This is a genomic window from Roseivirga seohaensis subsp. aquiponti (assembly GCF_001267955.1).
Classification (GTDB): domain Bacteria; phylum Bacteroidota; class Bacteroidia; order Cytophagales; family Cyclobacteriaceae; genus Roseivirga; species Roseivirga seohaensis.
In genome coordinates, this window is sequence record NZ_JSVA01000041.1 from 23,771 (window position 1) to 31,683 (window position 7,913).

Here is a 7,913-nt window from a genome sequence, read left to right on the forward strand (position 1 = left end):
AATTAGAGGAACTTGTGGCTAAGAAGAAGGTTATTAAAAATTAGAGATTGACTTTTTTATCCCACCACCTTTCTAAGAAGCCATTCTAATGGGCCTGTTGTTTTATACTTTTTCCAAACTACAGCAAATAGTATACAGAATAAACTAAACACCAAAGCATAAATAAGAGAAAACTCTACAGGATATTGCCCCAATTCATGTATCCCTATTTCCTCTGCCAAACCCATGCCTATTACCACATGAGCCACATAAAAAGTTAAAGCCAATTGCCCCGTACTGTTGAAAGCTTGAATGACTTTATTACTATCGAATTTTTTGCCCAACCTAATACAAAGTGTAATAACAAAGAGGGCAATACTGCTACCGGAAATCATATAGATAGGTAAAGGCGGCATAGGACTGTCGCCTAAAATTTGACTCAATTCGTTGGCTAAAACAGCATCTCCATCAGAGAGTAGATGAATTAAAACATAAGATGTTAACTGTATAAACACAAAAGTCGACAGACTGATCCACATAGTTTTTTTGATAAAAGAAGCATCGTGTAAATCTTGTCTTCCGAACCATAGCCCAACTAGCATAAAGGCTGCCCAAGGAAATACAGGATGATAGCCGTTATAAAACAAGTTTCTCACAAAGCCTTCCAAAGTCCAGAAACCTGAATATTCAAAAGTTTCAAAATCCCACCCCGTGTCATATTGCCAGATCAGCATCATTAATGGATAGACCAAAATCAAGAAAATGGCAGTGCCCAAAACAATCTTTGGCTTTGCTTTCAATAACAGAATGACAAGAAACATGTAAATACCATAGAAATGCAGAATATCTGCGGGCCAAATATCCATATAGGAAAGCCCAACCAAGAAAAGAAAAAGGGCTCGTTTGGTAATTCTTATCCTTGCTTGTTTGAGTTTTTGAAGGTCATTATTACGAAAGGGGGTATTTGACATTAGTGCTAAACCCACACCAGCCAATACTACAAAGGTAGCCGCTGCTTTGCCTTCAAAAACACCTGTTACAAGCTGCGCCCATTCGGCTCCTTGCTTGCCTAAAACCATCTTGAAATTCACGATGATCATACCAATTACTGCGAAAGCTCTGGCTACATCAAGTCCTATAATTCTTTGTTTCATAAAAAAATCAATTATAACCTAGATGCAAACAAGCCATAAATGGTTGCCTTCTTTTTTAAAAAACAACTAGCCAAGCTCTTGACAAAGTTCTACTAAAACACCATTTGTAGACTTTGGGTGAAGGAAACAAACAATTTTATTATCGGCTCCTTTTTTGGGTGTTTCGTTGAGCACGGTAAAACCTTCCGCTTTTAAGCGGGAAATTTCAGCTTCAATATCTTCCACATCAAAAGCAATATGATGAATGCCTTCGCCTTTCTTTTCTATAAACTTAGCAATTGGGCTGTCGGGGTTGGTAGCTTCCAGTAATTCGATTTTATTGGGCCCTACTTGAAAAAAGGAGGTTTTCACCCCTTCCGTAAGCACGTCTTCTATCTTATAATGAGGCTCGCCAAACAACTTAGCAAATAGCGTGTTGGAATTATCTAGGTTCTTTACGGCAATGCCGATGTGTTCTATCTTTCGCATAGACTTATTGAATCATTAACTATCTTTGTAAATTAAAGGAAACTTTCGAGGCCTTGTGCCTGTTTCTAATCGAAGTCCAAATTATCGCATTTGGACAGCATAAAAAAATCAATGCATATGACGGGTGCCGGAACAGATATCCATGTAGAGAGTATTAAGCTTCAACGCGAGATTGAAAGCCATTTAAGTATTAAAGGAAGTGAATTGAGCTTTGAGTTTCAGCAGAGCGAGGGTAAAACCAAGCTCGACCTGATTACAATTAGCCCAAGGCACAATCAATCTTTTCTTTTTCAGTCTGTATTGGGCATTGATAAGCTCGATGCGTTGAGAAAAATGTTGGACTACGTAAAGTCTTACAAAGATAAATACCAGTCTTACACCGTTCAGTGGATTGCGAAGGGTGAAAAAGAATTGCACACTTCGTATTTCAGAGCGGGCAATATGTACGATGCGCTCGATAAATTATATTATGGACGCGATATTAATACCATAACCGTTTTTAGTATAGTACTTAATCCTGTAGCCTAATGATAACAGTAACAGATTCAGCAAAAGAGAAAATCTTCGAGCTTCGTTCTAAGGAAGGAAAATCGAACGACAATAACATTAGAGTTTCGGTGCAAGGCGGAGGCTGCTCTGGCCTGATGTATGACCTTGATTTTGATTCAGAAATAAAGGAAAAAGACGAGGTTTTTGAAGACAAAGGCATTAAAATCTTAGTTGATAGAAAAAGCCTTTTGTACTTATTGGGTACTACGCTCGATTTTTCTGACGGACTGAACGGAAAAGGTTTTCAGTTTGTAAACCCGAACGCTTCGCGCACTTGTGGTTGCGGAGAGAGCTTTTCGGTATAAGCATTTTCAAAATATTGAATTGAAAAAGGTGTCTCGAAAGGACACCTTTTTTGTTAGTAAAAACCCATATTTGAGAAGAATTCAATAGCTTGAACATTCAAAAACAAATGATTTTGACATGGAAAAGCTTAATAAATCAAACCGAATGAGTCAGATTGTGATTCATGGCGATACAATCTACTTGGCTGGTCAAATTCCTGATGATACCACTCAGGACATGAAGACCCAGACTCAGAGTGTTTTAAGTAAAATAGATGCTTTATTAGCCACTGCCGGCTCTGACAAATCGAAGGCTTTAATGGCCACAATCTATATTTCGGACAAGTCTCAAGTAGCGGCTATGAATGAAGCTTGGGATGCTTGGGTAACACCCGATAGCCCACCAGCAAGGGCCTGTGTTGAAGCACAATTTCCCAGAGAAGGTTTACTTGTTGAAATCATAATCACCGCAGCGAAGTAGTTATATCTTAAGCTTTATCGGGCTCTATTGTTTTGAAGAGGAGCACATTAGCGCAATTTGCACTATACGGCACCATCATTCCGTAGGCATATACCCAAGCTACGGTGTTGGCACAGAAAGAAACAAGAAATAAAGAACATTTTCTTTTAGCTCACGGTCTGACCTTCGGTACCGACCGATCCTCTAAGGTCGGCATCGAATAGATCAGACCTGCATATCAATCTTAAAACTCGCTTTAAAATTAAATTCCCGTAAAAAGCTCAAAGCTTTCCAAATACCGTGGAATCATTACGTTTGGCCATTGCAATTCCTCTTTGAGTTTTAACGACAGGTGATGGGCACTTTTCAATTCACCATGCACTACAAAAGTCATTTTAGGCGCTTCTTCAAACTGGCCTGCCCAACGCATTAACTCACCTCTATCGGCATGCGCTGATAGCCCATTGATATGTTCGACATGACATTTTACAGGCACTTCAATGCCATAAATACGAGAGGTAGGCTCTCCATCAAGAATCTTTCGACCTCTTGTTCCTTCTGCCTGAAAACCAACGAACAAAAGCGTGTCATTTTTTCGTGACAAACGATTGAACAAGTGATGCATAATTCTACCCCCTGTACACATTCCGCTAGCTGAAATAATGATGGCATTCCTTTCTATGCTGTTGATGCTCATGGAAGAATCTTGAGTTCGGAAGTACTTGAAGCGAGGGTAATCGAAAATTGACTCATGTTCGCCCCGTCCAATGCTCAATTTGTGGTCGTCACGGTGAATTTTATGCAAGTTAGTTGCACTAATGGCCATTGGGCTGTCGATGTAAACATCGCATGCAGGAATCTGATTGGTGGTTAATAATCGGTGGAAATAGTAGAGCAGTAATTGAGTTCTACCTACGGCAAAAGAAGGAATCAGCAAACAGCCATCGTTGTTGAATGCGGTTTTTACAATACTGGCCAGCTGGCCTTCAATATCTTCGGCTACATTATCTCTGTCGCCATAAGTGGATTCGATAAAAAGCACATCTGCATCGTGTATTGCATAGGGATCCTTTAACAGGGGTTGATTATAGCGCCCTAAATCGCCAGAGAACACAATTTTTTTCTGCTGGGTTTCTCCTTGAATATTAAGCGACACAATGGCCGACCCAAGAATATGACCTGCATCGAAAAAAGTGGCCGTTACGGACTCTAAAACATTAACCGGCTCTTGATAAGTTATGGGCACCACCATGTCGAGTGCCTTTTTTGCATCTTGCGTATTGAAAAGTGCCAAAGGCGGATTGTGTTTTGAATAGCCCTTGTGTTGAGCAAATTCGGCTTCTTCCTCTTGCAATTTTGCGGCATCCATAAGCAGGATTTCTAAAAGTGAGGCAGTCGCTTCTGTGCAATAAATCGGTCCGTTAAAGCCTTCGTTTACTATTCTTGGCAGGTAACCAGAATGATCAATATGAGCATGTGTTAATACGATGGCATCTATCGTTGTAGCGTCCATCGGAAATTCATCCCAGTTTCTGAGCCTAAGTTCTTTTAAGCCTTGAAACAAACCGCAATCCACTAACAACTTCTTTTTATCAAGTTCTAGTAAATATTTTGAACCGGTAACCGATTGGGCTCCGCCTAAAAACTTTAACCTTACATCCATAGCATCAAATTAACAGTTCTCAATGTGAAACCGAATTAACAATATTCATAATCCTCAATGATAAATATCATATGTAGAGGCAAAATCAGTACGCTACTAAATCAGCAGGAATTGGATAGTCTGGACCTTTTGTAGGTTTATAATTGTAAACCGCTGGAATAGGTGGGCAACGATGCTCTGTAATTTCTTTCATTAATTCATGAGCTGATAAACTTGCATTTCCGCCAAAGAAAGCCTTCTCTTTATCAGTGAAAACACCCTCAATATCATTTTTCAGAATTTCTCCCATCCAAAGCCTACGCAATTCTATCCAATGCTCATCCTGCTTTCCGTCTTCCAGTGTTGCCGCATAAGGCCTTACTTCTACATAAATTGTTCGCCTAGCCCCAGGTGAACGCTTAGGTTCTGAACTGTGTAACACCATCATTTCTTGCACCATAACATTTCCAGCCTTGGCAGGAACTTGCACTACATTTGGAGGATTCCAACCGTAATCCCTTTCAATTGACTCAATGTCCTGCAATTCAGTATGTGTTGCAGGCACATATCGTAAACATCCATCGTTCAGATCAGAATCGTCTAAATATATTCCGATGTTTAAGTAAGCATGATTTGGGTCATTCGGAGCTCCTTGATGCCATTTCACTACAGGGTGAGGGTGTTGATGCTTGTATAGAATATCAGCCTGAAGAATAATGGCAGTAGGCCCGCAAAGTTCTTTTATCAATTTTAAAAACACAGGGGTGGCCAGCAATCGGTTAAGGTCATCTGTATAATGGAAATGGAGGTCATCGAAACGCATTAATCGTGGCCCTACAGAATCCTCGATAACACAAGCGCCTGATAAGGTATCACCTTGCTTATAATATTCCAGTGCTTTAGTTTCTATTTCGTCAGCTATACTTCTAAACCTATTAAGTATTTCCGTTGGGATGGACTCTTCTAGTAAGGCATAGCCACATTTTAAAAAATCTTCTTTATTAATAATCTCTGTCTTCATAAAAGTAAAATTAGGCAGGTTTTCACATCACTTTTCGCCATATAAATCTGGCTTCTTAATCACCATCCAAAGGCTCCTTCTCACAATTTCACCCATATTATCACACTTTAAAAAAGCCTTTTCATTGTAGTATTTGGCAAGGTCTCTCCTAAGCTTTTTCACCTGCTCAGGAAAAGCCAGCGTATCGTTAATCATGGCATTGATAAGGTCTAACACCCGATAACGCTCGACCCTAAGTCTGTTGGCAATCAATGAGCGTTCTTCCTTCTGATATTGCTTTACTGTTTCGGGAGTCATGTGCTTAAGCCCTAATTCAATGAGTTTATTATTCTGTTTGAAATATTGAGGAAGGTACACACTTTTCCTGCCCTCGTAAGATTGCTGATCGAAATCTATAGCTTTCAATCTATAGCTCACTTCTTCAAAATCAGGAGTTACATTTACCACGAAATTACTAGAGTGCATATCGCCCAAAAGCCGAACGAAGCACCTTTCGTTGAATTTCACAAACTCTTTGGCCAGCCTAATCTCGTTCAGCATTTTACTGTTCATATGGTTTTTGATGAACTCATCTCCAGGAATACCTACAATGTGTTCTTCGATTAAAGTGTTTTTATGAACCACATAACTCATTCGGTTGGGGGAAAGCAAGTGTTCCAATTCTAGCCCATAAATTCTAGATGCATCGGCATTTTTTACATAGAAGTAATCAAAGTTATCGTTGATCTGATTTACAATGCGCACCCTGAAAGGCTTTGTATTACCGAAAGCACAAAGGTCTACCCGATCCACTTTTAAATGTTCCATCACTCCAACATCTCCATCAGCCATTAGCACAGAGTAGATTTTTTTGAGGGCCAAGTAAATGTCCTTCATATCGTCTTGTGGATAGAAAACCGTTTCCCAAAGGGTATCGTCTCCTTTAGAGTTGTAAAGTGGAATGGCATTGTTATACCTCAGTAAATCATCGTACTGAATAGGCACTTCGATGAGCCGTTTATAGCGCAAAAGGTAGGCGCGTAACTCCTCGCTTATTTTAAAGGGAATCTTCTTTTTACTGATCAGGGCCATTGCAATGTCTCTTTGCTCTAAGATAGTAATTAGGGTTGAGTAGTTAAGGATTACGAGTTAAGAGAAAATAGTGAACTTCAGCCGTCTCCAATCAGCGTATTTGCAAACCTGCTTGAGCCTATCGAAGTGATGATGTTTACGTGAAGTTATCTCAATGTTGACTTGTAGTACCAGAGATTGCTTCGTAATCAGCTCTTGCTAGCGCAACGCTTATTTCTCACAATGACCAAACAATAACGGTTTCTAGTTATCAGTTACCGCTTTAAAATGTATACCTGAAAAATAAGGGTTGAGTTAGGAGGCACTTCACGAGTACCTTCTGATCCATATGCCATTCGTGCGGGTACTTTTATAAAACCATTATCCCCTTCTTCAAAATACTTGAGTCCTTCCTGAAAACCATCAATCAAGTCGCTCTTTTTTAGATTAATACCTATTGGCTTTTTTGTTCTGAAGGAGCTGTCAATTTCTTTCCCATTCTCTAAATAAGTAGCGTAGTGTAAAACCATATCACTAGGCTCTAAAATAGGCTCTGTATGGATTTCTCCTTTCACCTTTGAGAGTCCTAAGTTATATTTTACCTCAATCCACGTTATGCTATTGAATTGATCCTCTCTTATTTTCTCAAACTTCTCCTCAGGGTTTTCATCCGTCACAATATTTCCAGCCTCATCCCATTCCTTTAGCTGAATTAAAATTCCGCGGTCATTATATTTTTCTTCTCGTTTCTTGGAACCGTCTTCGTACCAAAAGGAATGTTTACCAATTTTGATCCCGTCCGCCATTCTACCTTGGTACTTCTTCTCACCATTTTCATACTTTTCTACCGTCTTCTGCGCAAAAACAGAGGCCGTTTGAAAAGCAAGAAATAGGCAAACGCTAAAGGTGAACAAGAATGATTTCATGGTAAGAGCTTTTTAACTTCAAGAAAAGCCAATTTACAAATAGAACATTACTAGAACAACCTCTTTAAAAATGTTAAGCCCCCTGAATGTAAACATCAAGAGCAGCCGTCTGGCTGCTCTTTTTATTTTGTTGCACATATTATTCTACTTACCTACTCAACCTCACAATATGTACCCAGCTGTTTTTGAATTGGGTGTTGTTTCTGATTTCTTTCATTCGGGCGATGGCCTTGTCGAAGTCATTCAGGCTTTCGATGTAGAGGTAGTCGAGCTGGCGCTTTTGACTGGTAAACAGGCCTGCATTAGGGTATTCTGCCTTCAGATCTTCTAAGTATAACTTGCCGTAACGGTTGCCTACCGAGTAAGAGGCTACTACTATC

General features: G+C 39.7%; 10 protein-coding genes. 3 read left to right on the forward strand and 7 right to left on the reverse strand.

Translation table 11 applies throughout. The annotated features are described in order from the left end of the window. Window positions 1-56: 56 nt before the first annotated feature. Both OB69_RS18070 and mce read right to left on the reverse strand, forming a co-directional pair. Window positions 57-1,133 (reverse strand): DUF418 domain-containing protein, encoded by a 1,077-nt coding sequence (locus OB69_RS18070; protein ID WP_053225157.1) that lies wholly within the window; start codon window positions 1,131-1,133, stop codon window positions 57-59. 66 nt (window positions 1,134-1,199) lie between these two features. After that, window positions 1,200-1,601 (reverse strand): methylmalonyl-CoA epimerase, encoded by a 402-nt coding sequence (gene mce, locus OB69_RS18075; RefSeq protein WP_053225158.1) that lies wholly within the window; start codon window positions 1,599-1,601, stop codon window positions 1,200-1,202. A gap of 90 nt (window positions 1,602-1,691) precedes the next feature. Between mce and OB69_RS18080 the strand changes: the two genes are divergently transcribed. The 3 genes from OB69_RS18080 to OB69_RS18090 all read left to right on the forward strand — a co-directional run bounded on the left by OB69_RS18080 (window position 1,692) and on the right by OB69_RS18090 (window position 2,915). Next, on the forward strand, window positions 1,692-2,129 hold the full coding sequence (locus tag OB69_RS18080; RefSeq protein ID WP_245620851.1) for a hypothetical protein: 438 nt from the start codon (window positions 1,692-1,694) through the stop codon (window positions 2,127-2,129). Then, window positions 2,129-2,455: a HesB/IscA family protein gene (locus OB69_RS18085; RefSeq protein ID WP_053225160.1), complete on the forward strand. Its 327-nt coding sequence runs from the start codon at window positions 2,129-2,131 to the stop codon at window positions 2,453-2,455. Before OB69_RS18080 ends, OB69_RS18085 begins: the two co-directional genes overlap by 1 nt. A 118-nt stretch (window positions 2,456-2,573) precedes the next feature. Continuing rightward, entirely contained in the window at window positions 2,574-2,915 is a 342-nt protein-coding gene (locus OB69_RS18090) for a RidA family protein (protein ID WP_053225161.1), read from the forward strand. A 241-nt stretch (window positions 2,916-3,156) separates the two neighbouring features. Here OB69_RS18090 and OB69_RS18095 read toward each other — a convergent pair whose 3' ends face one another. The 5 genes from OB69_RS18095 to OB69_RS18760 all read right to left on the reverse strand — a co-directional run. Next, window positions 3,157-4,557 carry an MBL fold metallo-hydrolase RNA specificity domain-containing protein gene (locus tag OB69_RS18095; protein WP_053225162.1) on the reverse strand — a complete coding sequence of 467 codons (1,401 nt, stop codon included), beginning with the start codon at window positions 4,555-4,557 and terminating at the stop codon, window positions 3,157-3,159. Between the two features lie 85 nt (window positions 4,558-4,642). After that, window positions 4,643-5,557 carry a phytanoyl-CoA dioxygenase family protein gene (locus OB69_RS18100; RefSeq protein WP_053225163.1) on the reverse strand — a complete coding sequence of 305 codons (915 nt, stop codon included), beginning with the start codon at window positions 5,555-5,557 and terminating at the stop codon, window positions 4,643-4,645. A gap of 27 nt (window positions 5,558-5,584) precedes the next feature. Continuing rightward, window positions 5,585-6,628 (reverse strand): hypothetical protein, encoded by a 1,044-nt coding sequence (locus OB69_RS18105; protein WP_053225164.1) that lies wholly within the window; start codon window positions 6,626-6,628, stop codon window positions 5,585-5,587. 254 nt (window positions 6,629-6,882) lie between these two features. Beyond that, window positions 6,883-7,533 (reverse strand): FKBP-type peptidyl-prolyl cis-trans isomerase, encoded by a 651-nt coding sequence (locus OB69_RS18110; RefSeq protein ID WP_053225165.1) that lies wholly within the window; start codon window positions 7,531-7,533, stop codon window positions 6,883-6,885. Between the two features lie 148 nt (window positions 7,534-7,681). Next, window positions 7,682-7,913, reverse strand: a 232-nt coding sequence (locus OB69_RS18760; RefSeq protein ID WP_185096930.1) for a hypothetical protein, incomplete at its 5' end; no start/stop codon positions are given.